Annotated in this window: 18 protein-coding genes; 7 read left to right on the top strand and 11 right to left on the bottom strand. The window is 67.5% G+C overall.

All coding sequences use genetic code 11. The annotated features are described in order from the left end of the window. Positions 1 to 78: 78 nt before the first annotated feature. Genes ACVT6V_RS28655 through ACVT6V_RS28640 form a run of 4 tightly spaced genes read right to left on the bottom strand, consistent with a single transcriptional unit; the run spans position 79 to position 7,427 of the window. Entirely contained in the window at positions 79 to 1,272 is a 1,194-nt protein-coding gene (locus ACVT6V_RS28655) for a M24 family metallopeptidase (protein ID WP_489897437.1), read from the bottom strand. Between the two features lie 50 nt (positions 1,273 to 1,322). Further along, on the bottom strand, positions 1,323 to 2,831 hold the full coding sequence (locus ACVT6V_RS28650; RefSeq protein ID WP_489897436.1) for an NAD-dependent succinate-semialdehyde dehydrogenase: 1,509 nt from the start codon (positions 2,829 to 2,831) through the stop codon (positions 1,323 to 1,325). 4 nt (positions 2,832 to 2,835) lie between these two features. Next, positions 2,836 to 6,105 (bottom strand): FAD-binding and (Fe-S)-binding domain-containing protein, encoded by a 3,270-nt coding sequence (locus ACVT6V_RS28645; protein ID WP_489897435.1) that lies wholly within the window; start codon positions 6,103 to 6,105, stop codon positions 2,836 to 2,838. Next, positions 6,102 to 7,427, bottom strand: a complete 1,326-nt coding sequence (locus ACVT6V_RS28640; RefSeq protein ID WP_489897434.1) for an aspartate aminotransferase family protein — start codon at positions 7,425 to 7,427, stop codon at positions 6,102 to 6,104. Before ACVT6V_RS28640 ends, ACVT6V_RS28645 begins: the two co-directional genes overlap by 4 nt. Positions 7,428 to 7,554: 127 nt before the next feature. Here ACVT6V_RS28640 and ACVT6V_RS28635 point away from each other — a divergent pair, with 127 nt between their 5' ends. The 4 genes from ACVT6V_RS28635 to ACVT6V_RS28620 all read left to right on the top strand — a co-directional run bounded on the left by ACVT6V_RS28635 (position 7,555) and on the right by ACVT6V_RS28620 (position 10,971). Beyond that, the gene (locus ACVT6V_RS28635) at positions 7,555 to 8,583 is read left to right on the top strand and encodes a D-2-hydroxyacid dehydrogenase (RefSeq protein WP_489897433.1); all 1,029 of its coding nucleotides are present in this window, start codon (positions 7,555 to 7,557) and stop codon (positions 8,581 to 8,583) included. Positions 8,584 to 8,587: 4 nt separating this feature from the next. Continuing rightward, complete coding sequence (locus tag ACVT6V_RS28630; RefSeq protein ID WP_489897432.1) at positions 8,588 to 9,607, top strand: hypothetical protein; 1,020 nt, start codon at positions 8,588 to 8,590, stop codon at positions 9,605 to 9,607. A gap of 66 nt (positions 9,608 to 9,673) precedes the next feature. After that, on the top strand, positions 9,674 to 10,243 hold the full coding sequence (pyrE, locus tag ACVT6V_RS28625) for an orotate phosphoribosyltransferase (protein ID WP_489897431.1): 570 nt from the start codon (positions 9,674 to 9,676) through the stop codon (positions 10,241 to 10,243). A 32-nt stretch (positions 10,244 to 10,275) separates the two neighbouring features. Continuing rightward, a complete protein-coding gene (locus tag ACVT6V_RS28620; RefSeq protein WP_489897430.1) occupies positions 10,276 to 10,971 on the top strand; it encodes a TrmH family RNA methyltransferase in 696 nt (231 codons plus the stop codon). A gap of 99 nt (positions 10,972 to 11,070) precedes the next feature. Here ACVT6V_RS28620 and ACVT6V_RS28615 read toward each other — a convergent pair whose 3' ends face one another. The 5 genes from ACVT6V_RS28615 to ACVT6V_RS28595 form a co-directional block, all read right to left on the bottom strand. Next, positions 11,071 to 12,555, bottom strand: coding sequence for a long-chain-fatty-acid--CoA ligase (locus ACVT6V_RS28615; protein WP_489897429.1), 1,485 nt, complete (start codon positions 12,553 to 12,555; stop codon positions 11,071 to 11,073). Positions 12,556 to 13,203: 648 nt separating this feature from the next. Further along, the gene (locus ACVT6V_RS28610; RefSeq protein WP_489897428.1) at positions 13,204 to 14,610 is read right to left on the bottom strand and encodes an SRPBCC family protein; all 1,407 of its coding nucleotides are present in this window, start codon (positions 14,608 to 14,610) and stop codon (positions 13,204 to 13,206) included. A gap of 10 nt (positions 14,611 to 14,620) precedes the next feature. Beyond that, positions 14,621 to 15,634, bottom strand: a complete 1,014-nt coding sequence (locus tag ACVT6V_RS28605) for an alpha-ketoacid dehydrogenase subunit beta (protein WP_489897427.1) — start codon at positions 15,632 to 15,634, stop codon at positions 14,621 to 14,623. Beyond that, positions 15,631 to 16,698: a thiamine pyrophosphate-dependent dehydrogenase E1 component subunit alpha gene (locus ACVT6V_RS28600; protein ID WP_489897426.1), complete on the bottom strand. Its 1,068-nt coding sequence runs from the start codon at positions 16,696 to 16,698 to the stop codon at positions 15,631 to 15,633. Before ACVT6V_RS28600 ends, ACVT6V_RS28605 begins: the two co-directional genes overlap by 4 nt. Before the next feature lie 66 nt (positions 16,699 to 16,764). Continuing rightward, a complete protein-coding gene (locus ACVT6V_RS28595) occupies positions 16,765 to 17,763 on the bottom strand; it encodes an NAD-dependent epimerase/dehydratase family protein (protein WP_489897425.1) in 999 nt (332 codons plus the stop codon). 144 nt (positions 17,764 to 17,907) lie between these two features. On the opposite strand from ACVT6V_RS28595, the gene ACVT6V_RS28590 reads away from it, so the two are divergent. Further along, positions 17,908 to 18,681 carry a MerR family transcriptional regulator gene (locus ACVT6V_RS28590; protein WP_489897424.1) on the top strand — a complete coding sequence of 258 codons (774 nt, stop codon included), beginning with the start codon at positions 17,908 to 17,910 and terminating at the stop codon, positions 18,679 to 18,681. Positions 18,682 to 18,768: 87 nt separating this feature from the next. Beyond that, entirely contained in the window at positions 18,769 to 19,911 is a 1,143-nt protein-coding gene (locus ACVT6V_RS28585) for an acid phosphatase (RefSeq protein WP_489897423.1), read from the top strand. Between the two features lie 45 nt (positions 19,912 to 19,956). Here the strand turns inward: ACVT6V_RS28585 and ACVT6V_RS28580 are convergent, their stop codons facing one another. Beyond that, entirely contained in the window at positions 19,957 to 20,676 is a 720-nt protein-coding gene (locus ACVT6V_RS28580) for a DedA family protein (protein WP_489897422.1), read from the bottom strand. An 11-nt stretch (positions 20,677 to 20,687) separates the two neighbouring features. Continuing rightward, positions 20,688 to 21,722, bottom strand: coding sequence for a DUF368 domain-containing protein (locus tag ACVT6V_RS28575; protein ID WP_489897421.1), 1,035 nt, complete (start codon positions 21,720 to 21,722; stop codon positions 20,688 to 20,690). A 175-nt stretch (positions 21,723 to 21,897) separates the two neighbouring features. Here ACVT6V_RS28575 and fbaA point away from each other — a divergent pair, with 175 nt between their 5' ends. Further along, positions 21,898 to 22,935: a class II fructose-bisphosphate aldolase gene (fbaA, locus tag ACVT6V_RS28570; RefSeq protein WP_489897420.1), complete on the top strand. Its 1,038-nt coding sequence runs from the start codon at positions 21,898 to 21,900 to the stop codon at positions 22,933 to 22,935. Positions 22,936 to 23,068: the final 133 nt, after the last annotated feature.

The following is a 23,068-nucleotide window of genomic DNA, read 5'->3' as shown; positions in this document are numbered from 1 at the left end:
CTCTTTCGTTTCGGTCGGCCCTTCGTGACACCTCAGGGACCGGGTGACGTTCGCAAGTCGGCGCCGTGAGGGAGCGGGTCATTTTCGGATGAGTTCGCGCGGGAAGCTGGTGAACGTCTCCACGCCGGTCGGGCTGACCCGAACCGACTCGGAGAGTTCGAAACCGTAGTCGTCCATCCACATTCCGCAGACGATGTGGAAGGTCATGTTGGTCTCCAGGATGGTCTCGTCCTCGGAGCGGATGCTGATCGTGCGCTCACCCCAGTCGGGTGGGTAGCCGATCCCGATCGAATAGCCCAGGCGTGACGGCTTTTCCAACCCGTATTTGGCGAGCGTCCAGTTCCAGGTGGAGGCGAGTTCACGCGTGGCGACACCAGGGCGGATGACGTCGAGGACGTTGTTGAGACCTTCGGCGGTGGCCTTGGCGACGTAGTCGAGGTCCTTCGAGGGAGAGCCCAGCGAGACCGTGCGCGCAAGCGGGCAGTGATACCGGTTGTGCGCACCGGTGAGTTCGATGACCACGGCCTCGTCATCGACGAAGGTGCCCTGATGCCAAGTGAGGTGCGGGGTGTCGGCGGCGGCGCCCGTGGGCATCATCGGCACGATGGCGGGATAATCACCACCGAACTCCGAAGTCCCCGTGATCTGGGCCTGCGAGATCGCCGCGGCCGCATCGCATTGCCGCACACCGACCTCGATGGTCTCGATGGCGGCACGCATCGCCTCCGAGCACACCATCCCGGCCTGGCGCATGAGTTGGACCTCGGCGTCGGACTTCACCGAACGCACCCAGTTGACCAGCTCGAAGTTGTCCACCAGCTTCCATTCCGGGATCGCGTTGTACAGCGCCCGGTACGCCTTGGGGGAGAAGAAGTGCGAGTCCATCTCCAGACCCACCGATCCGGCACGTGAGGCCGGTGCGATCAGGTGGCGTTGGCGCAGCGCCCACGCCACCCAGTCGAAGGCGTGGACGTGCGGCCGGTGCACATAGCTCTCCGGGTAGCCGACGATCTGATCCTCGGGCAGCCAGGTGGTCCGGTGTGCGCCATGGGCATCCATCTCGCGGGCGAAGAAAACCATCTCGCCTTCGATCGGGACGAACAGCATCTGTGGGGTGTAGAACGACCACGCGTTGTAGCCGATCAGATAGAAGATGTTCGCGGGGTCGGTGACGATGATCGCCGAGAGTCCCTGCCGGTCCATGAGTTCGCGGACACGGGTCAGGCGCTGTTCGTACTCGCTGTCGGTGAACAGCTGAGCGCCGAGGTACATCCTCTGGTCTCCTGTCGGTCAGAATGTCGGTGAGCGCTGGACTCTCGCGGTCAGCGCTTCGGGATGGGGCGCGCGACGTACTTCACGTCGAGGAACTCCTCGATGCCCAGCCGTCCGCCCTCGCGGCCGAGTCCGGATTGCTTGACGCCGCCGAACGGGGCCGCGGGGTTGGACACGAGGCCGGTGTTCACCCCGACCATGCCGACCTCGAGATCGGTGGAAAGCCGGTCGGAACGATCGATGTCGCGAGTGTAAAGATAACCGACCAGGCCCCAAGGCGTGTCGTTGGCGAGCCGCAGCACCTCGTCGTCGTCGGCGGCCGGATCGCTGCCGTCGCCGCCGAACGGGATGATGGCGGCGACCGGTCCGAAGATCTCGGTGTGCATCAGGTCGGCGTCGGCATCGACGTCGGTGAGCACCGTCGGTGGGTAGAAGTGTCCGGCACCGTCGGGACGCTCACCACCGCAGATGATCCGGGCACCGCGGTCGACGGCGTCGGCGACGAGGGCGGTGACCTTGTCGACCGCCTTCTGTTCGACCAGGGGGCCCACCTGGGTGCCGTCGGCGGCACCGTCGCCGACCTTCAGGGCGCCCATCCGTGCCGCGAGCTTCTCGCTGAACTCACCGAGGACGTTGCGGTGCACGAAGATCCGGTTCGCCGCGGTGCACGCCTGTCCCATGTTGCGCATCTTCGCGACCATCACCCCGTCGATGGCGCGATCGACGTCGGCGTCGGCGCAGACGATGAACGGTGCGTTGCCGCCCAACTCCATCGATGTGCGCATAACCGTTCCGGCGGCTTGGCCCAGCAGGATCTTGCCGACCTCCGTCGAGCCGGTGAAGCTGACCTTGCGTGCCTTACCGGAGGTCATCCATTCGCCGACGACCGCGCCGGGGTCTGTGGTGGTCACGACGTTGAGCACACCGTCGGGAAGTCCTGCCTCGGTGAGGATCTCGGTGAGCAGCAGTGCGGTCAGGGGCGTCAGCTCGGCCGGCTTGAACACCATCGTGCAACCGGCGGCGACGGCTGGGCCGATCTTGCGGGTGCCCATGGCGAGTGGGAAGTTCCACGGGGTCACCAGCACGCACGGTCCGACGGGCTGCTTGCTGACGATGATGCGGTTGGCGCCGTCGCCGGTGGTGGTGTGGTCGCCGTCGATGCGGACGGCCTCCTCGGCGAACCATCGGAAGAACTCGGCCCCGTAGGCGACCTCGCCCTTCGCCTCGGCCAGTGGCTTGCCCATCTCGGCGGTCATCACCGCGGCGATCTCGTCGACCCGGTCCATGATGAGTTGGTAGGCGCGATAAAGGATCTCGCTGCGTGAGCGCGGCGATGTCGCGGCCCATTCGGCCTGATGCGCCGCGGCCGATGCCAGGGCACGGCGGGCGTCGTCGGCGTCACCGTCGGCGACCTGGGCGAGTTCCTCGCCGGTGGCGGGATTCTCGACGGCGAAGGTGGCGCCCGAGGCGGCCGGCGTCCACTGCCCGTCGATGAACAGGTCGGTGTGGATGCGCGCGATCCTCTGGGTGGCGTCGCTGGGTGAGATGGTGGCCGTCATCGGGTCACGCTCCTTCCGAGGTGGGGGGTGCTGTGGGTGGGCGGTTGGGTTCTGTCGGCGAGTCTTTGGGTTCTGTCGGCGCGAGCTGGGGTTCCGTCGGCGAGTTTTTGGGTTCTGTCGGCGCGAGCTGGGGTTCTGTTGGCGCGAAGTCGGGTTCTGTCGGCGGGGGTGGGGCGGGCCGGGTGAGCAGCTCGGCGAGATGCAGGCCCGTCGAGCGGATGGCCGGGTCGGTGGCCGACAGGTGGTCGACGGACATGGCACAACTGAAGCCGTCGGTGATCACCGGGCGCTCGGGCGCCGATCGCAGCGCCGGTGCCAGGGCGTTCTCCGAAACCGCGACGCTGACCTCGTAATGCCCGCGCTCGAAGCCGAAGTTGCCGGCGACACCGCAACATCCGTCGGCCGTGTGTACCTCGACGCCCATCGCCTCGAGAACGCCTGCGCCGGTGCGTGCGCCGAACACCGCGTACTCGTGGCAGTGGGTCTGCAGTGTGACCGCCTCCGGTAGGTTCGCCGGCCGCCAGCCCTGAGCGAGGAGAGTCGGCAGATGATCGGCGAAGCTGTGCACGCGTGCGGCCACTCGTCGTGCCGCGTCGGTGTGGACCAGTTCGGGCAGATCCTTGGCCAGGGCGGCCGCGCAGCTCGGTTCGGGGACGACGATCGGGCGGTCGGTGCCGTCGTCGAGGTTCTGGGCGGTGCGGGACAGGACCTTTCGTGCCCGCGTGAGTTGCCCGGTGGAGATCCAGGTGAGTCCGCAACAGTTGTCGCTGGTGCAGCCCACCGTCTGACCTGTGGCGCCGAGCACCTCGGCGGCGGCGGTGGCCACCTGTGGTCGGAATGCGCGGGTGAACGAATCGACGAACAGCACGGTGTCGGTGGCCGCGGTCACCGGAGCGAGATCACGCAGATGCCGGGTGCGGTCGCGCCGGGTGGCGAAACGCGGCATGCTCCTACGGGGGTCGAGGCCTCCGGCGCGGGCGGCGACGCGGCGCAACGGACTCTTCAGCGACGCGTTGATGACCGGCGCGAGCGTGCCGGCCACACCGAGCCAGGCGGGCATCCAGCCCAGTGAGTAGTGCGACAGGGGACGTCGTCGACCCTGATAGTGGTGATGCAGGAACTCCGCTTTGTAGGTGGCCATGTCGACGCCGGTGGGGCAGTCGGTGGAGCATGCCTTGCACGACAGGCACAGGTCGAGCGCCTCGGCGACATCGGTGGACTGCCAACCGGTTTCGATGTCGGGGGCGGTGCGCACCATGTCCTGCAGGACGCGGGCACGCCCGCGGGTGGAGTCCTTCTCGTCGCGGGTGACGCGATAGCTGGGGCACATCACTCCGCCGGACGACGCGCGGCACCGGCCGACGCCGATGCAGCCCTGGACGGCGTGGACGAACGGGTCGAGTGACGCATGGGTGGTGGGCTCGTTTGCCGCGGCTTCCGGAAAAGCGCCCCGCAAATCCGCCCTCTGTGCGCCCGCCGTCGACATAGTGTCAACCGCGCTGCTGCCGAGGACGCTTTTCTGGGGCGCATTTGTGGGAGCGCCGGAGCCGACTGCTGCCGGATCGGGGGTACCCAGGTGGAACATCGTCTGCCAGCGCCGCTCCGGTACCCCGGCGAGCGCGAGGTCGTCGGTGATCGGGGCGGGGTCGACGATGGAGCCGGGGTTGAGGATGCCCTGCGCGTCCCAGATCTGTTTGAACTCGGCGAACGCCGCCAGCATCGTCGGCGAGTACATGATCGGCAGCAGCGCCGATCGCGCACGACCGTCGCCGTGCTCACCGGAGAGGGAACCGCCGTGCGCGACGACGAGGCGTGCCGCGTCGGTGCAGAAGCGCTCCATGGCCGCGCGGCCGTCGGCGGTGCGGAGGTCAAAGGTGATCCGCACGTGCATGCATCCGGCACCGAAGTGGCCGTACATGACCCCGGTGAGATCGTGCCGTTCGAGGAGGTCGGTGAAGTCGTCGAGGTAGTCGGCCAGACGCTCCGGCGCGACGGCGGCGTCTTCCCAGCCGGGCCAGGACTCGTAGTCGGAGCCGACGCTGTCGTCATCGGGGTCGGCCAGCCGCGACGACAGGCCCGCGCCGTCCTCGCGGACGCGCCAGAGTGTCTTGCGCGCAGCGGGATCGGGGACCGTGGTGCCGGCGATCATCCGGCCGCGGGCGTGCAGTTCGTCGAGCAGGCGTTTGGCCGTGGCGGCGACGTCGGATTCGGATTGTTGTGCGGCGCTGTGTTCGTCGATGTCGATGAACAACCATGCCGTGCAGGTGGGGTCGGCGACGCCGGGGAGCGCGGTCACGGTGTCGCGGCCGCGTCGGGCGGCCATCGTCGCGACGATCTTGCGGTCGATACCCTCCACCGCCGACGGAGCGTAGGGCAGGATGGCGGGGATGTCGCGGGCCGCGTCGCTCACGGTGGGATAGCCGACGCAGATGAGCAACGGGGAGGCGGCCACCGGGACAAGCCGTACCTTGGCCGCGACCACGATCGCACACGTACCCTCGCTGCCGACAAGGGCGCGGGCGACGTCGAACCCGTTCTCCGGCAACAGCTTCGCCAGGTGGTATCCCGACACCTGGCGCGGGATGGTCTCCAGGTCGGTGCGCAGGATGGCCATGTTGCGGGCGGCGAGGTCGCGCAGGCGTTCGGTCAGTTCGGCAGCGCGAACGACCGCGGCGGCGTCGGTTTCGTCGGTGGCGCACACGCCGGTGCGCGTGGCGGTCAGGCGCACGCCGTCGGCGGTCACCAGATACAGCTCATCGACGTGATCGGTGGTACGGCCGTGGCGCACCGAGTGATTGCCGCAGGCGTCGTTGCCGATCGCGCCGCCGACCGTGGCCCGTGACGCCGACGACGGATCGGGTGCGAACGTGAGCCGTCCGTCGGTGGCCGCACGGGCCTGCGCGGCCAGGGTGGTGAGCACCATTCCGCTCTCCACGATGGCGGTCGCCGACGTCGCGTCCAGCTCGCGGATGCGGGTCATGTGACGGGACAGGTCGATGACCACTCCGCGACCGATGGCGTTGCCGCCCATCGAGGTGCCGCCGCCTCGGGCGATCACGGCGACCCCATGGGCATGACACAGCGCCGCCGTGCGGGCGACGTCGTCGTCGGTGCGCGGGAAGACGACCGCCACCGGGCGTATCCGGTAATTGGAGGCGTCATAGGAGTACTCGGAGAGACGACGCGAGGACGTGTCCACCTCGACGCCGAGGGCCGCGAGGGCCTCGGCGACTTCGAGGTCTGTCGACGATCCGGTCAGGCTGACATGTGTCATCTCTGTCCGAGGGTATCGCCTGAGAACACATCGGACAGGGTCGCGGCGAAACGTTCCAGACCCGTCGCGATCTCGTCCTCGGTGACCACCAGCGCCGGGATGAGGCGCACCACGTTGCCCGCGGGACCGCACGTCAGTGTCAGCAGACCGTGCCGGGTGGTGGCCTGCTGCACCGCAGCGGCCGCGGCGGCGTCGGGAGCGGGGGTGGAGTCGTCGCCGCTGGTCACGAACTCGATACCCGCCATGAGTCCCAGGCCGCGGACGTCACCGATGGCGTCGAACCGCGCGGCGATGTCCCGCAGGCCGGTGAGGAGTTGTTCGCCCCGGATTCGTGCGTTCTCCACGAGGTCCTCGTCACGGATGACGTCGATGGTCGCGATCGCGGCGGCGGCGGCGACGGCATTGCCGCCGTAGGTGCCGCCCTGCGATCCCGGCCAGGCCTTGCTCATGAGTTCGGTGGATGCGGCGATCGCGGAGATCGGGAAACCCGAGGCCAGGCCCTTGGCGGTGATCAGGATGTCCGGTGTCAAGCCGTCGGCGTGCTGGTGGCCCCAGAACTTGCCGGTCCGGCCGAAGCCGGCCTGTACCTCGTCGAGGATGAACAGGATGCCGTGGCGATCGGCGCGCTCGCGCAGGCCCTCCAGGAATCGCGGCGGTGTGGGCAGATAGCCGCCGTCGCCGAGGACCGGTTCGATGAGGAACGCGGCGGTGTCGTTGGGGGCGACCCGCGACTGCAGCAGGTAATCGAGCTCCCGCAGCGCGAAGTCGACGGCGGTGTCGGTGTCCCAGCCGTAGCGATAGGCATAGGGGAACGGCGCCATGTGCACACCGGACATCAGTGGGGAGAAGCCCGCGGAGAATCGGGTGCCCGCGGTGGTCAGGCTGGCCGCCGCGACGGTCCGGCCATGGAATCCGCCCTGGAAGACGATGATGTTCGGTCGCGCCGTCGCCATGCGGGCCAGGCGAATCGCCGCCTCGACCGCTTCCGAGCCCGAGTTGGCGTAGAACACCGAATCGAGACCGAGCGGCAGGACATGGCCGAGCTTTTCGGTCAGCTCGAGCAGCGGCGGATGCATCACCGTCGTGTACTGGGCGTGGATGATCTTCGTGCACTGCTCCTGCGCCGCGGCGACGACCCGCGGGTGGCAATGGCCGGTGCTGGTGACGCCGATACCGGTGGTGAAGTCGAGGTAGTCGTTGCCGTCGGTGCCGTGTATCCACGAGCCCAGTGCATGGTCGACCACGACGGGCGTGGCCTGTTTGAGCGCGGGGCTCAAGGTCGCGGTCTGGGCGGTCTGCATGGCTTCGGTGGTGACGGTCATGGGTACACCGTGACGGTCGATCGTCGGATTGTCAACAATTGGACATTGGTGCAGGTGGGGAAGCCGCCAGGCACTCCCGGGTGGTCGGAAGTCGGCGGTGTCGGGCACGTTCTGGTTACCGTGAGGCGTGGCCACCCAACGACCTGTCATCGCCGTCCTCGGGGCCGAGGGCGTCCCCTCGCCGTCCAACATCGATCAGATCGCCGAGATCGCGACCATCCGTGACTGCACCGCGGCAACGTTGCCCGACGCCCTGCCCGGCGCCGACGTCCTGCTCGTGTGGGACTTCTTTTCTCGTGCGCTGAAGGACAATTGGGGGCCGTCGACCGCAGATCTGCGCTGGGTGCATGTGTGCGCGGCCGGTGTGGACTCGCTGCTCTTCGACGATCTGCGCGCCGCCGACATCGTGGTGACGAACGCGGCCGGCGTGTTCGACCGCCCGATAGCGGAGTTCGTCCTCGCATCGATCCTGGCTCACGACAAGCAGTTGCACATCTCCAAGCGGCTGCAGGTACAACGCATCTGGCGGCACCGGGAAACGGCACGCACCGAGGGCAGGTCGGCATTGGTGATAGGGACGGGTGGAATCGGGCGTGCCATCGCCCGTCTGCTGTCCGCGGTCGGGATTGCGGTCACCGGCGCCGGCCGCACCGCCCGCACCGACGATCCCGACTTCGGGAGCGTCGTCCCCACGGCCGAGCTGGCCGACCACGTCGGAGATTTCGACACCGTGGTGGCGATCGCGCCGTTGACGCCCCAGACGGACCGGATGATCGACGCCGACGTCCTGCGCGCGATGCGTCCGGAGGCGCACTTCATCAACGTCGGTCGCGGCCAGCTCGTCGACGAGCCCGCACTCATCGCCGCACTGGAGAACGGCGAGATCGGTGCGGCGTCGCTCGACGTGTTCACCGACGAGCCGCTGGCCGAGACCAGCCCGCTGTGGGAGATGGACAACGTCGACGTCTCGGCCCACATGAGCGGCGACGTCGTGGGCTGGCGGGACGTACTCGCCGAGCAGTTCCTGGCCAACCTGCGGCGGTACGTGGCCGCGGACACATCGCGATCACTCGCCGATGTCCTGGACAACGTCGTCGACAAGGAGCGCGGATATGTCGTGACCGCTACGCGGGCGACCGGCGATAGTAGGCTGTAGCCCGATGACCATCGTGTATTTCGTGATCGCCGTGTTGGCACTGGCCGGTGCGGTCGCCCTGTTGTGGCTGGACCGACAACGTTCGAGTGCCGTGCGGCATCGTCGGGCGGTCTGGGGCGATCAGCACGAGTTCAAGTTCCGGGAAACGGATACCAAGCTGCGCAAGGTTTTCCACCGCGCAACGATGAATGTCCCGGACCGGGTCGAGGTTCGTGACGTCGCATTCGGGCAGTTCGGCGGCGCCGAGGCGGTGGTGTTCGATCTCGCCGAGACCGCCACGGTGGTCGCGGTCCGGCGCTCCACGCCGTCGGCGGTTGTGGTGGATCTGCGTCACGAGGACGTGCTCGCCCCGGCCGAGGAAGACGTCGAACTCCTCGGTGCCATGGGTCCGCGCGTCATGTTCTCGAACAATCTCGACGTGGCACGCCGGGTCTGCGACCGTCGGATGGTGGCGCTCGCCAACACCGCGCCGTCCTACATCGAGGTGCTGTGGAACGAGGGCAACTGGGTGCTCGGGTCCATGCCTCTGACCGCCGACGACGGCCAGCTCGACACCGGTCTGGACGTGGTCCGTCGCTTCGCCGACCTGCTGCGGGTGTTGCCGCCGCTCACCGACCCCCAGGATGCGCCGGACCCGCGTGATCCGCATGGGCCGACGCGCGCCGAACTCGCGGACGAGAAGACCGAGTCGATGCGGGACAAGCAGCGGCGTGCGCGGGTCGCTGCCGCGGACGAGAACCCGCGACCGGCCACGCCGGACAGTGGGGATGCTGCGCCGGCCCCGACGCGCGCATGGAGTGCCGCCGCGGACCCGGCGTCCGGGCCGTCCACCGCCGGGCGTCGCATGCAGCCGATGCCGGTTCGTCGTCCCCCGCAACCGCCCACCGGTGCGCGGCCTGCGGCCGATCGCGACGAGGAGTCCGCGCCACCACCATCGGGAGTCGGTCGCCCGGCGCGCCCGTACGATATGCCCCCGAGCACGATGCCGCCCACGGACCGGCCGAATCGTCACCGCAAGAGTTGACCACCCGGACCGTCACGGACCGTTGCCGCCGATTGCCGTAGTCGATACCGAGAAATGAGCCGTGACATGTCCTCGTCAGCTGCAGTCCCGCCCACCGTCAACGCCGACGGCCGCTCGCGTCTCGCCGAGCTGGTCACCGGACTCGCGGTGGTGCACGGGCGGGTGACGCTGTCCTCGGGCAAGGAGGCCGACTACTACGTCGACCTGCGCCGCGCCACGCTGCATCACGAGGCGTCGCGACTCATCGGCAGTTTGATGCGTGAGCTCACCGCGGACTGGGACTACCAGTCCGTCGGCGGACTGACGCTGGGTGCCGATCCCGTTGCCACGTCGATCATGCATGCGCCCGGGCGGGAGATCGATTCGTTCGTCGTGCGCAAGTCGGCCAAGACCCACGGCATGCAGCGCCGCATCGAAGGTCCCGACATCGCCGGACGCAATGTCCTCGTCGTCGAGGACACATCGACGACCGGCGCGTCGCCGTCGGCGGCTGTCGAGGCGGCCCGCGAGGCCGGTGCGACGGTGATCGGGGTGGCCACCGTCGTCGACCGCGCCACCGGAGCCGACGAGGTGATCGGTGCCCTCGGGGTGCCGTACCGCTCGTTGCTCGGGTTGAGCGACCTCGGACTGGGCTAGGGGTGGAGCAGTCCGGGCTGGGTGAGTCGGAAATGGGAAGTTCCGGCGTGGACAAGCCCGGAGCGGATCAGTCCGGGCCCACCGAGTGGCAACCGCGATCGGGTCCGGTTGTGGGTGTGGGGCCGTGGGCCGACGAACGCAGCGGACCCCCGCCGACCGACCCGCGGTTCGATCCCGACCTGCTGACCGAGGGGGATACGCGGAACGTGGTCGACGCGTACCGCTACTGGTCGCGGGAGGCCATTGTCGCCGACATCGACGACCGTCGGCACCCGTTCCACGTCGCCATCGAGAACTTTGCCCATGACGCCAATATCGGGACGGTCGTACGGACGGCGAATGCGTTCGCGGCGGCGGCGGTGCACATCGTCGGACGTCGGCGCTGGAACCGTCGCGGCGCGATGGTGACCGACCGCTATCAGCATCTGATGCACCATGATTCGGTCGCGGAGCTCATCGCCTGGGCGCGTTCTGAGGAGCTGGCCGTCGTCGCGGTCGACAACACGCCCGGTGCGCAGCGGCTGGAGACCGCGGACCTACCCCGCGAGTGTGTGCTGCTGTTCGGTCAGGAGGGCCCGGGCGTCAGTGACGATGCCCAGACCCACGCCGACCTCACCGTGTCGATCGCACAGTTCGGCTCCACTCGCAGCATCAATGCCGGTGTGGCGGCCGGGATCGCGATGCATGCGTGGGTCCGGCAGCACGCGGATCTCGGCCAGGCGTGGTAGCCGGCGTCGACCTTCAGAGTCCTTCCGCCGGTTCCTGATTCGTATTCGCGAAGTTGTGCGCGGACGAATGTAGAACCGACGGAAGAACCCGAAAGGCCGTCAGGAGACGGTGATCTCGCGCTTGAGGATCTTGCCGGTCGGGCCGAGCGGCAGCTCGTCGACGATGCGCACGACGCGCGGGTACTTGTAGGCGGCGACGCGCTCCTTTGCAAAGTCGCGGATCTCATCCTCGGTCACCGACATTCCCGGCTTGAGGGTGATCACCGCCGCGACCTCCTCGCCGTGCATTTCGCTCGGGATGCCGACGACGGCGGCGCTGCCGACGGCCGGATGTCCGTAGAGCACCTCCTCGACCTCGCGCGGGTACACGTTGTAGCCGCCGCGGATGATCATGTCCTTGGCGCGGTCGACGATGTAGTAGTAGCCGTCCTCGTCTCGGCGACCGATGTCACCGGTCCGGAACCATCCGTCGCGCAATACGGCAGCGGTGGCTTCCGGGTTGCCGAAGTAGCCCTTCATCACGTTGTGGCCCTTGATGGCGATCTCGCCGTCGGTGCCCTCGGGCACCTCGTTCCACGTCGCGTCGACGAGCTTGAGCTCGACACCCTCGACCGGCTGACCGACCGAACCGGGCTTGCGCTCGCGGTCGGCGTGGTTGAACGACGCGACCGGTGAGGTCTCCGACAGGCCGTAACCCTCGAGAACCATGGCGCCGTAGGCCTCCTCGAACGCGGCGAGTACCTCGACGGGGAGGGCCGAACCGCCGGAGACGCAACGGGTCAGGCTGGAGGTGTCGTACTTGTCACGATCGGGGAACTGTGACAACGCGACGTACATCGTCGGCACGCCGCCCATGTGGGTGACCTTGTCGCGCTCGATGATCTCCAGTGCCCGCTGCGGATCGAACCGGGGCAGCAGGGTCAGGGTCGCGCCGGTCAGTACCGCCGCATTCATCATGCAGGTCTGTCCGAAGACGTGGAACAGCGGTAGACCACCGAAGACCATGTCGCCGACGGACAGTCCGATGAGGCGCTCGCTCGCACAGACCTCCGCATTGCGGATCATGTTCGCGTGGGTGAGCTCGGCTCCCTTGGGTGCGCCGGTGGTGCCCGAGGTGTAGAGGATCACCGAGGTGTCGTCGCCGCCGCGATCGGCCGCCCTGGTCGCCGCGTGGGATGTCACCTGGCCGAGGAAGGTCGCCGGGTCGACCTCGACGAAGGTCACGCCGGCATCCGCTGCGCCCTTGGCGGCCTGTTCTGCCACGCCGTTCCATGCGAAGAACGCCTTCGCGCCACAGTCACCGAGGACGTGGGCGAACTCGCGGTCCTTGTAGAGCGGGTTCATCGGGACGACGACCGCACCGGCCCAGAGGATTCCGTAATAGAGGACAGGCATGTGTGGGATGTTCGGCAGTGACACCGCGACCCGATCGCCGGGCTCCACACCGAGATCACGCAGCCAGCGTGCGGTTCTCGCCGCGAGTCCGCTGAGCTGGGCGTAGGTGATCTCGGCATCATCCAGCTTGATCGCCACGACGTCGGGGTGGTTCTCGGCGGTGCGCCGCAGGTTGTCGGTGAGGTTCATATGTGTGAGTCCTGTTCGTGGGTGGGTTGTTCGGGTGGGGGTGGCCCTTCGTGACGCTCGCTCGTTCCTCGCGGGCTCCTCAGGGACCGTGGTGGTGACGCTCGCTCGCATGGTCGCTCCTCAGGGACCGGGGTGGTGGCGAGCGCTCGCTTTTTCCCGATCCCTGAGGAGGTCCGGAGCGCTAGCGGAGGGCCGTCACGAAGGGGGCCCTTCGTGACGCTCGCTCGTTCCTCGCGGGCTCCTCAGGGACCGGGGTGGTGACGCTCGCTCGCTTTTTTTCCGATCCCTGAGGAGGTCCGGAGCGCTAGCGGAGGGCCGTCACGAAGGGGGCCCTTCGTGACGCATCCTCGCAAGCTCGGAGGCTCCTCAGGGACCGGGTGGTGACGCATCCTCGCAAGCTCGGAGGCTCCTCAGGGACCGGGTGGTGACGCATCCTCGCAAGCTCGGAGGCTCCTCAGGGACCGGGTGGCGACGCATCCTCGCAAGCTCGGAGGCTCCTCAGGGACCGGGTGGCGACGCATCCTCGCAAGCTCGGAGGCTCCTCAGGGACCGGGTGGCGACGCATCCTCGCATCCTCGGAGGCTCCTCAGGGGCCGGGTGGCGACGCATCCTCGCATCCTCGGAGGCTCCTCAGGGGCCGGGGTGGGGTCAGCTGGCCGACAGCGCTGCAGCGCGAGCCAGACCATCGGCGAGGATCTGCACCATCCGGCCGGTGATCAGGGTCGACCCCGGCAGGAGGGTGCGGTACTGCGCCTCCCAGGTGATCGTGCTGCCACCAGACGGATTGGCCTCGACGGTGATGAGGCTGAAGTAGCGCTTCATGCCGGGCGCACCCTTGGCCGTGTATTCCATGCGGTGGGGTGCTTCGGCCGCGACGATCTGCTCGGTGACCGCCATGCCGGCCGGACCACCGCTGAGCTTGCGGATCAGTCCGACGCCGTCGGCGTCTCCGCCGCTGAGGATCTCGGAGCGTTTGAACGGAGTCCAGTCGGACATCGTGGCGTGATCGTCGAGCACAGCCCACACCTGGTCGGGGGTCGCGGTGGTCTCGGCGACGGCGCTCACCCGCTTGAGCGGTGGCTTCTTGGCGGTGAAGCCGAGCTCGAGGAGACCGAGTGGGTCCACTGGGCGACGCTTGCCCTTGCTGCCGTGCCAGAGCAACTCGATCGAGAAGCCCATGGGGTCGTTGACGTACGAGGCGTACCAGACCTTGTCGACGATCGTGCCCTTGGTGGTGTTCGGCTCGATGCCGACCTTCTGCCCCTTCGCGACGAGCGCGTCCAACGACTCCCGATCCTGCAGACCCAGAGCGACATTGAGGATGCCGAGGTCGCTGATGTGATATCCCTGCGGCCAGGGCTTGCCGACCGGATCCAGGTACTGCACCACCTCGAGGAACGCATCACCGGCGCGGACGACGAACGACTCACGGGTGGAACCGGCCAGGCCCCAGAGCTTTTCGTGCTCGGCGTCATGCAGTGCGAGGCCCACCTCGGGCAGGCCCATCACGTCGACCCAGGTGCGCCGGGCCTCGGCGAGGTCGGGAACCGACAATGTCGTGAACCGGGCGACTGCCGGGGTGTTCGGGCGAGGTCGCATGCCGGCGACGCGCGGGTCGTCTTCCATGATCTCCAGCAGGATACCGTCGGGGTCGGTGACGCAGACGCGTCGCGCTCCCAGCAGCCCCATCGGCTCGGTCAGCGGGGTCACGTTCCGGCGGGCGAGTGCCTCGAGCGTCGCGTCGAAGTCGGTGACGTGGAAACCGACTGTGGTGTAACCGATGTCGCTCGGACGCCAATCAGCGGGCACTGGCTTCGGATGCGGCTTGGAGAACTCGAAGAGCTCCATCTGGAATCCGGGAGTGCCGTCGAGCATCCACCAGCAGACACTCGTGGCACCCGGCACGTTCTGGACGTCTTCGGAACCGAGCAGCGGGATGAAGGCGTGCGTGCCACCGGACTCGGTGAATCCGAAGATGTCGCGGTACCAGCGCTGGGAGTGCTGGACGTCGCGCACACTGAGCGCGATCTGGACGAGGGGCAGTGTTGTGGTCATGATTCGGTCCTCAGGAAAGAGATTTGGCTGCCGCCGCGATGCGTTCGGCGTTGGGGAGTGCCGCATATTCGAGGTGCGGCGCGAAGGGTATGGTCTGTTCGACCGCGACCCGCGCATAGCGGGCGTTGGTGCCGGATTCCAGCAACAGAGCGGCGATCTCGCCGGTCAGGCCGCCACGGCTGTAGTCCTCATCGGCGACGACGACGCGGCCGGTACGGCCCACGTGGGAGACGATGGCCTCGGTGTCGAGCGGGGCGAGGGTACGCAGGTCGAGGACGGTGGCCTCGATCCCGTCGGCGGCGAGTTGATCGGCCGCCTCGAGGCAACGATGCACGCCGATACCGACCGACACCAGCGTGATGTCGGAACCTGTGCGCCGGGTTGCGGCCTGTCCGAACGGAATCGGGGCGACGACATCGGGCACCTCACCGATGGCGCCTGCCTTCGGCTGCACGGGGGTGAGATCCAGGGTGTCGCGTTGGTCGCCACCGAGGTAGTCCAGGATCTGCTGGTCGAGCAGCTTCGGGGTGAGGAAGACGGTGAACTCGTCGCTCTGCACCGCCGAGAGCATCAGGCCTGCCGCGTCGGCCGGCGTGGACGGCACCACCACCTCGGTCGACGGGTAGGAGGAGAGGCTGCCCCAGAAGGTCTGCTCATGCTGGCCACCGTCGGCATACCAGCCGCCGACACCGGCGCGCAGCACCATCGGGACGTTCCAGCGGCCGCCGGAGAAGTCCTTGAACTTGGAGCCCGCGTTGGCGATCGCCGACCAGCCGACCATGCCGAAGTCGATCATGTAGAGCTCGACCACCGGGCGCAGGCCGGCCATGGCGGCACCGATGCCGGCGTACATGAAGCCCTGCTCGGAGATCGGGGTGTCGCGCACCCGCTCCACGCCGAAGCGGCTCTGCAGCACGCGGCGCAGGATCTCGACGTCCTCACCCCAGGTGACGACCGAGGGATCGGCGGCCATGGCCTGGCCGAGAGCGTGGTCGACGGCTTCGTCGTAGCGCATGATGGTCATCGGTTTCCTCCTGTGGTGACGCCGAAGCCGAGGCGCTTGCCGACGCGCGCACGGACTGCGGTGATGGTGGCGAGCACTTCGGCTCGTTCCTGGGCTTCGATGGTCGCCGCGGCTTCCGCCCCGACCAGGGACCGGCCGCGACGGACCGGGTCCTTGCGGGAGTTGAGGGCCATGTCTCGGGTGAAACGACCGGCACGCTTGCCGACGCCGACCATCGCGCGCATCTTCTCGCCGGTGGAGCCGCTCTGCGAGTTGGTGAACCCACCCATCAACTCGGGCACCCACACCGACAGTTGCTGCTTGGGCTGACGCAGCAGACCGACCAGCGGGTCGCCCTCGAGATGTCCGTTGGGCCGGTGGCAGGTCACGTACAAGAACCCGGGTCCCTTGCCGGCACGTGCGCGGTCGATCAGCTTGCCGGCAGCACGGTGGACGTCGCCCACCTTGTGCCCGGCCGCCGTCTCCACGTGCAGGCCGAATCCTTTGGCGCGCTGCACCGGATCACCGGCGGTCTGGTCGCTGGAGTAGGTGGTGATGCCCCACTTGTTGTCCTTGCAGACGAACACCACGGGCAGATTCCAGGCGACGGCCATGTTGTAGGCCTCCATCATCATGCCCTGGTTCATCGCGGCCTCACCGTGGAAGGTGACCGCGACACTGCCCGGATTCGCGCGGGTGTGCGCGATGGCCTGACCGACGGCGAGCGGGCCGCCTGCGCCGACGATGCCGTCCGCGCCGGCGTTGGAGTCCGGATCGAAGATGTGCATGTGTCCGGCCATGCCGCGGGCGATGCCCTCATCGGATCCCAGCACCTCGAGCATCAGCGCTTCGAGGTCGATGCCGCGGCCGACGAACGGGCCGGTGTTGCGGTGATCGAGGGCGAGGGTGTCACTGGCGTGCAGGTGCGCGAGGACGCCGGCGTTGATGCCTTCTTCGCCGTGGGCGGAGTGGTATTCACCCGGCACCAGGCCGTCCTTCCAAGCCTCGACGAAGGCCTCGTCGACCAGTCGCATGCGGACCATCATCCGGTAGATGCGGGCGGTGTCCATCCGCTTTGTGCTCATCGGTTTCCTCCGGCAATTGCGTTGTGATGCACGATATTTCCTGTCGTTCGGTAGCTGTGTGGGTGCTCAGATGAGTCCTTCGCGGCGGGCCCATTCCTTCTGTCGTGCCATGCCCTCCTCGTAGGAGACGACGGGCTTGAAGCCGAGCACTGTGCGCGCCTTCTCGTTGGACACGACGACCTTGCGGTTGAACATGTGCATGAGGGCCGGGCCCAACTCGCTCTTCATGCCCAGTCGGCGCTGGAGCTTGCCGACGGCGTCGAGCGCAGGAACGGCGACCTTGATCGGCACCGACGTGACCTTGCCGCCCGCGACCCAGGAGGCGAGCTCGCCGAAGTACTCGGCGCAGGTGCGGATCAACTCCTCACCGAAGTTGAAGATCTGGCCGTCGACGTCGGCGCCGTCGGCGGCGAGCAGCAGGACCATCGCGTCGACGAAGTTGTCGATGTAGATGACGTCGAACACGCCGGAGCCGTGCTCGGGCAGGATCATCTGCTTCTTCTTGATCATCGCGAGCGGTTCACGAATCCAGACCGAACCGGGGCCGTAGACGTCGGCCGGACGCACGATGACGGTCTCCATGCCGCGCTTGCCGTTGGCGAGGACCGTCAGTTCGGAGTTCGTCTTGGTGTCGGTATAGGTGCTGATCCCGCCGGTGACGCGGGTCGGGTAGTCCTCGGTGACGTGATCGGGGTAGTCCCAGCCGTAGGCGGCGATCGAGCTGAGGTGCACGAAGCGGCCGACGCCGGCGCCGACCGCGGCGTCGAGCACCTTCTTGGTGCCGAGCACGTTCACCTTCCAGGCCTGGTCGACCGGGGCGACGGTGCTGACGATCGCCGCGGTGTGGACCACCGCGTCGACACCTTCGAGCGCATGGGCCCAGGTCGACGGGTCGGTGGTGCTGCCGGCGACGATGCCCTCGGCCGGGTTGGCCACGAGGTCGACGCCGGTGACCGTGGCGCCGAGCTCACGCAGGCGGGCGGCGAGAGTGCGGCCGATGAAGCCGCCGGCGCCGGTGATGAAGACCTTCGACGGGACCGTCGGGTTGGGGCGGGCGTCCGACATCTGCGGAACCTCCTTGGGTGATCTTTGAACCTGCAGCACTGGTGTGTGACAGTATTAACTGTAAAACGACAGTAAGACAAGTCACACAGCACTGTCAAGTGTTGTTCGGACCAACGGTGCACGATGGCACCTGAAGGTGATTTCATGAGACGTATGGCAGCGAATGACACCGCCGAGGGTGCCGAGTTCTCACTGGCCGAACTCGAGAAGGTGGCCGAGGTGCCCGCGCGGACGATCCGGTACTACCAGTCCGAGGGTCTGCTACCGCGTCCCCTGCGCAAGGGCGGGCAGGCGGTCTACGGGTCGCAGCACCTGGAACGTCTCCGGTCGATCGCTGCGCTGCAAGGTCGTGGACTACGTCTGCAGACGATCCGCACAGTGTTGGGGGATTCCGGGGAGTCGCAGAGCAGGGTCGTCGATCTCCTCGGGCCGGCCGTCGCCGGGTCCGCGTGGCTGGCCACCTCGAACCGAGAGCTCGATGAGGGGGAACTCGCGGACCTACTCGGAGATGCGTATCCGGATCAGGTGCCCGCGCTCGTCTCGAGTGGCTATCTCGAGCGTCGGACGACGCCGGACGGACGTAAGGTCTGGTTCGCCGCGAGTGTGCCGCAGCTCCGTGGTGCGCTCGAAATGTTCACACTGGGAAGCGATTTCGAATTGAGTCGGTGGTCGGCAGACGCCATGCGATCGAGCTTGCGGGACCTCTGTGAGCGGCATGTGGTGAAGTGGCTGTCCGAGCGTGGGCACCTGTACCAGGGCACGATCGAGGACCTCGAGGCGAACCTCGAACGGATTCGAGCAGTCGCCTGGCAGTCGGCGGCGCACGTGATGGCCGAGGAGATCGGTGCGGCGATCCTTCGGGCGGGCGAGATCCAGGAGCGACTCGACAACGGTGAGATCGACCCGGACAAGGAGTAGTCCGGCGGAGGAACGATGCGTGACGGTCGGGTGGCCGCGGCGTGACCACTTGCGCCATCGGTGCGTAGGGCGGAAGAGTGTTGCTCCGTGTCGACTTCGCGCCTGCGCCTGGTGTTCCCCACAGTTCTGACCGCACTGATCGTCATGCTCGGGTTCGTCGGGGGTGGGGCTGCAGTCGCGGTGCCGACCGCCACGAGCACCGGGTTCACGACCGCTCAACTGGTCGGGCCCTATGCGTCGGACGTCCCGCCGTCGGGCACCTATCTGCCGGTCTTGGACGGGTTCGCCGACCTGCGCGCCACCCATCCGTCGATCATGGCCGCGAACCTGCAGAAGGTGCAGCGGATCAACAACTCCGCGACCGCGCAGCAGCAGGCGGACGCCATCGCCATCAACTACGACGACCGGCTCATCTCGCTCTCGGACGCCCTCGGTGCGAAGCTCGGTCCGGTGTTCCGCACCCTCCTCGCCGACGGCACACTCCCCAAAGTGCAGGCGCTCGTCGGTGGCGACACCGCGCGTGCGGGCCTCCCGCTGGGCACCACCCTTCTCGAGAAGCAGCTGTACAACAACCCACGTCCGTTCGTCGTCGCGCCGAACACCATCCGGCGCTACGACCGCCCGGGCGGCCACCTCTACGCCGAGCTCGAGGGCAACGGCTCATATCCGTCGGGCCACGCGAACATGGGTTACTGGAAGGGCGCGTTGCTCGCCTACTGGTTGCCCGAACTGGGGCCGCAGATCATCGCCCGTGCGGGGGAGATCGGCCGTGGCCGCATCGTGCTGGGTGTGCACTATCCGCTCGACGTGATGGGCGGCCGGATCATGGGCACCGACATCGCCACCGCCCGGTTGAGCGACCCGCGATTCGCCGCGCTGATCGCAGACGCCGGGACAGAGCTGCGCACACAACTGCAACGCGCCGTCGGCATGCCCGTCGCACAGTTCATCGCCCGCGACACGCCGTACCTGACCACCCGGCAGGCTGTCGCCGAGCATCGTCAGGTGATGACCTACGGATTTGCAAAGGTGGCGCCCGGGCAGCGCAATCAGATCCCCGTGGCGGCGGCCGTGTTGCTGAAGAGTCGATTCCCCGGGCTCTCCGACGCCCAGCGGCTCGACATCCTGCGCCGCACGTCGATAGACGCCGGCTATCCGCTCGATCAGGCCGGGCCGAACGGCGGCTGGCTGCGGATCGACCTCGCCGCGGCATACGCAGCGCGCCCATAGCGGCGATGCGCGGCCACGGCCCGCAACGCCACCGTGCGGGATGGATCAGACGGTGTCGGTGGTCTCGGTGGACGTCGTCAGGGCTGCGTCCGGTGACTTCTTGGCCACCCGACGACGGCGGTACCACTCGATGAACATCGGCAGCACCGACAGCAGAACGATCAAGATGAAGATCGGCTCGATCAGGTTCTGGACGAATTCGAACCGGCCAAGCCAATAGCCGAGGAGCACGATGCCGGCACCCCACACGATGGCGCCGGCGACGTTGTAGATGAAGAAGATCGAGTACTTCATTCGGGCGGCGCCGGCGACGATCGGAGCGATCGTGCGGACGATGGGCACGAAGCGGGCCAGGAAGATGGTGATCGGTCCACGCTTCTCGAAGAACTCGTGCGCCTCGACGAGGTAGCGCTCCTTGAGGAAGCGGGCATCCGGTTTGAACATGCTGGTGCCCACGTAGCGGCCGATCCAATACCCGATCTGTCCGCCGATGATGGCGGCGATCGGGACGAAGATCAGCAGTTGCCAGAGGGACGCGAACTTGTCGATGCCCTCCTTGCCACCCGCGGCGACGACCATGCCCGCCACGAAGAGCAACGAATCGCCCGGGAGCACCGGGAACAAGATTCCGGACTCGACCATGATCACGAGCAGCAGGCCCCAGAACGCCCAGGCACCGAAGTAGCCGAGCAGGGTCACCGGGTCGAGAAATCCCGGCATGAGGGCGACGTTTGTCGTGGTCTGGACGAGCGCGGAGTCGATCACGACGCCTCAGACTACCGGGCAGCGACCCGCGAACCCATTTCACCAGGTGACAGGCCATCGGTGTCGGTGGTGAACCGGCGTCGCTGCAGGACCACCACGACCCCCACCAGCAGGGCCCCGATCAGGAACAGGCCCAGCGCCCCCGGCCAGTCCGCACCCACCCCGAGCACGCCGCCGTCGTCGGTCTGCCACGGCCACAGCGCCCGCAACGAACCGAGCAGCAAACCGCCCGCCGCGACCATCGCCGTGGTGTGGTGGTTGGCCAGCAAACGTTCGAGAATTCGCACGAACGACGCCAGGCCGACGATCGCCCCCAGCGCGAAGGTCGCGAGGTAGGCGAGATCGACGGAGTCGACGGCGGCCATGGTCGGCGCGTACACCCCGACCACCAGTAGGAAGAACGACCCGGACACTCCCGGCAGCACGAGGGCGCAGACGGCCACCGCCGCGACGGCGAATACCAGCAGGAGCGGCGGATCGACGATCTCCGAGCGTGGCAGCGACGTCAGTGCGAACACAGCGATCGCCGCGACTGCGAACACGCCGAACGCTCTGGTCTTGTCGCGTCGGGAGGTGAGTGCGCCCGGGGAGATCTCGAGGAACGGGACCACCACCGACATCGCGATCATGCCCATGAACAGGGCGCGGGAGTAGACCGGTTGCTCGGTGACGAACTCCTCCATCACGCCGGCGATCGTCGCCACCATGACGGCCATGCCCAGCCCGATCGGGACCAGCAGCCACCAGTCGATGCGCCGAACAGCCGAGCGCCATTCGCCGGAGACCACTGCTCTCGGCAGGTCGACGAGGTGTTTCGCCGAGCCGATCAGCCGGCCGTAGACGCCGGTGACGAGCGCAACCGTGCCTCCGGAGACACCCGGCACGGTCTCGGCAGCACCGATGAGCGCGCCGCGCGCGAGGTTCGCCCCGAATGCGGCGGCGGTCGGCCGTGGGGGCGGCGTGGTGGGCGGTCCGGCGGAATCGGGACGGCCTTCTTCGGTACGGGACTTGTCGGGGGTGGTGCTCACCGGAGGATTCGCAGACATCACCGGCCATGGTACGGACGCCCGGCAAATCGGTCATAAAGGACACGTCGGTGCCGCTGACATCGAATTTGCTGAACGTACCGGGCGTTGCACGCCGACGCAGCGGACTTGACATACTGAACGGGAGTGACCGACTCGCAGGACGCGAAAGCCTTATCCGGTTGGAGGACGTGACATGCCCATTGCTACCCCAGAGCAGTACGCGGAAATGTTCGACAAGGCCAAGAAGGGGGGTTACGCGTTCCCGGCGATCAACTGCACGTCGTCGTCGACGATCAACGCCGCCATCAAGGGCTTCGCTGACGCCGGCAGTGACGGGATCATCCAGTTCTCCACCGGCGGTGCCGAGTTCGGCTCCGGCCTCGGTGTGAAGGACATGGTGACCGGTGCCGTCGGGCTTGCCGAGTTCGCCCATGTCGTCGCCGCGAAGTACGACGTGACCATCGGTCTGCACACCGACCACTGCCCCAAGGACAAGCTCGACACCTACGTCCGTCCGCTGCTCGCCATATCCCAGGAGCGCGTCGACGCGGGCAAGAACCCGTTGTTCCAGTCGCACATGTGGGACGGCAGCGCGGTCCCGCTGGCCGAGAACCTCGAGATCGCCAAGGATCTGCTCGCCAAGGCGGGCGCCGCGAAGATCATCCTCGAGATCGAGATCGGTGTCGTCGGCGGCGAGGAAGACGGCGTCGAGGCCGCGATCGACGACAAGCTGTTCACCACGCCGGAGGACTTCGAGAAGACCCTTGAGGCGCTGGGCGCCAGCGACACGGGCAATCGCTACCTGCTCGCCGCGACCTTCGGCAACGTGCACGGCGTCTACAAGCCCGGCAACGTGAAGCTGCGCCCCGACGTGCTCAACACCGGCCAGGAGGTTGCGGTCAAGAAGCTCGGTCTGGCCGACGGATCGAAGCCGTTCGACTTCGTCTTCCATGGTGGTTCCGGCTCGCTGAAGAGCGAGATCGAGGAAGCGCTCAGCTACGGCGTGGTCAAGATGAACGTCGACACCGACACCCAGTACGCCTACACCCGCCCGATCGCCGGGCACATGTTCTCGAACTACGACGGTGTTCTGAAGGTCGACGGCGACGTGGGCAACAAGAAGGTCTACGACCCCCGCGTCTGGTCGAAGAAGGCCGAGACGTCGATGTCCGAGCGGGTCATCGAGGCCTGCACCGACCTCAAGTCGGTGGGCAAGTCCATCACCGCCTGACCTTCGAGATCTTCCGACAGCACCCGGTCATCGCCGGGTGCTGTCGGCGTTTCGGGGTGCTGTCGGCGGCAGTTGGGGTGCTGTCGGTGGGAGCTGGGGTTCTGTCGGCGAGATTTCGGGTTCTGTCGGCGGC

This window comes from Gordonia sp. LMA167, assembly GCF_058130025.1.
This window is presented reverse-complemented; position numbering and strand designations above follow the sequence as displayed.

Coding starts and splice junctions, on each gene's coding strand:
- ACVT6V_RS28655 (WP_489897437.1), bottom strand. CDS start 1,272: ATGTACCTCGGCGCTCAGCTGTTCACCGACAGCGAGTACGAACAGCGC.
- ACVT6V_RS28650 (WP_489897436.1), bottom strand. CDS start 2,831: ATGACGGCCACCATCTCACCCAGCGACGCCACCCAGAGGATCGCGCGC.
- ACVT6V_RS28645 (WP_489897435.1), bottom strand. CDS start 6,105: ATGACACATGTCAGCCTGACCGGATCGTCGACAGACCTCGAAGTCGCC.
- ACVT6V_RS28640 (WP_489897434.1), bottom strand. CDS start 7,427: ATGACCGTCACCACCGAAGCCATGCAGACCGCCCAGACCGCGACCTTG.
- ACVT6V_RS28630 (WP_489897432.1), top strand. CDS start 8,588: ATGACCATCGTGTATTTCGTGATCGCCGTGTTGGCACTGGCCGGTGCG.
- pyrE (WP_489897431.1), top strand. CDS start 9,674: ATGTCCTCGTCAGCTGCAGTCCCGCCCACCGTCAACGCCGACGGCCGC.
- ACVT6V_RS28620 (WP_489897430.1), top strand. CDS start 10,276: ATGGGAAGTTCCGGCGTGGACAAGCCCGGAGCGGATCAGTCCGGGCCC.
- ACVT6V_RS28615 (WP_489897429.1), bottom strand. CDS start 12,555: ATGAACCTCACCGACAACCTGCGGCGCACCGCCGAGAACCACCCCGAC.
- ACVT6V_RS28610 (WP_489897428.1), bottom strand. CDS start 14,610: ATGACCACAACACTGCCCCTCGTCCAGATCGCGCTCAGTGTGCGCGAC.
- ACVT6V_RS28605 (WP_489897427.1), bottom strand. CDS start 15,634: ATGACCATCATGCGCTACGACGAAGCCGTCGACCACGCTCTCGGCCAG.
- ACVT6V_RS28600 (WP_489897426.1), bottom strand. CDS start 16,698: ATGAGCACAAAGCGGATGGACACCGCCCGCATCTACCGGATGATGGTC.
- ACVT6V_RS28595 (WP_489897425.1), bottom strand. CDS start 17,763: ATGTCGGACGCCCGCCCCAACCCGACGGTCCCGTCGAAGGTCTTCATC.
- ACVT6V_RS28590 (WP_489897424.1), top strand. CDS start 17,908: ATGAGACGTATGGCAGCGAATGACACCGCCGAGGGTGCCGAGTTCTCA.
- ACVT6V_RS28575 (WP_489897421.1), bottom strand. CDS start 21,722: ATGTCTGCGAATCCTCCGGTGAGCACCACCCCCGACAAGTCCCGTACC.
- fbaA (WP_489897420.1), top strand. CDS start 21,898: ATGCCCATTGCTACCCCAGAGCAGTACGCGGAAATGTTCGACAAGGCC.